This window comes from Comamonas sp. B-9 (assembly GCF_000410635.1).
Lineage (GTDB): Bacteria > Pseudomonadota > Gammaproteobacteria > Burkholderiales > Burkholderiaceae_C > Comamonas.
The window spans coordinates 1-555 of sequence record NZ_APCR01000429.1; the positions used below are offsets into that span (position 1 = coordinate 1).

1 protein-coding gene is annotated in these 555 nt (G+C 62.9%); it reads right to left on the minus strand.

The window, feature by feature from the left end; translation table 11 throughout:
• Positions 1-398: hypothetical protein (locus tag H928_RS0104135; protein ID WP_021025383.1), on the minus strand; the 398-nt coding region annotated here is incomplete at its 3' end.
• Between the last annotated feature and the right edge of the window lie 157 nt (positions 399-555).

Below are 555 nucleotides of genomic sequence, written 5' to 3' on the forward strand. Positions count from 1 at the left end.
CTCACCGGGATCTTGACCACGTCGCCCGGGCCATAGGTGCGGGGCGATGGCAGGCGCTGGTAGCACAGCAAGATGCCGGTGCTCGAACCCTTGCCTGCGCTGGACACCAGAGCGAAACCGGAGACAGCTTTCTGCGCGGTCAACGTGACGAGTGCCACCGCACCAGAGTTGCTGGTAGCGCCGCCAGTGGCCGCCGCTTCCTTGAACTCCTGCCGGGTGGTCTCGGAATAAGCCGTGATCTCTGTTGCGCGGCTACCGATGTTGGCCGCCGTGTCGTCCTCTTGAGGGTCGTAGTCGCCCTCAAACAATGCGATGTGCCAGGTGGGCACCTGCGTGCCGCCGTGGACACCGACATCCATCAAATAGTCGCGGCCCTGGGCCGGGAAGTTCAAAGACATGGTTCAATCCTCATGAAGTTCTTCAACATCAAACCGGGCGGCAATGATGTGGGTTTCGCCGTCCTGGTCCCGCACCAGCGTTGCGCCCGACTCAGCCCTGCCAAACTGCAGAGCATCGTCCTGGGGCGCGACCACAATCCCGCCTGGCTTGGCCACA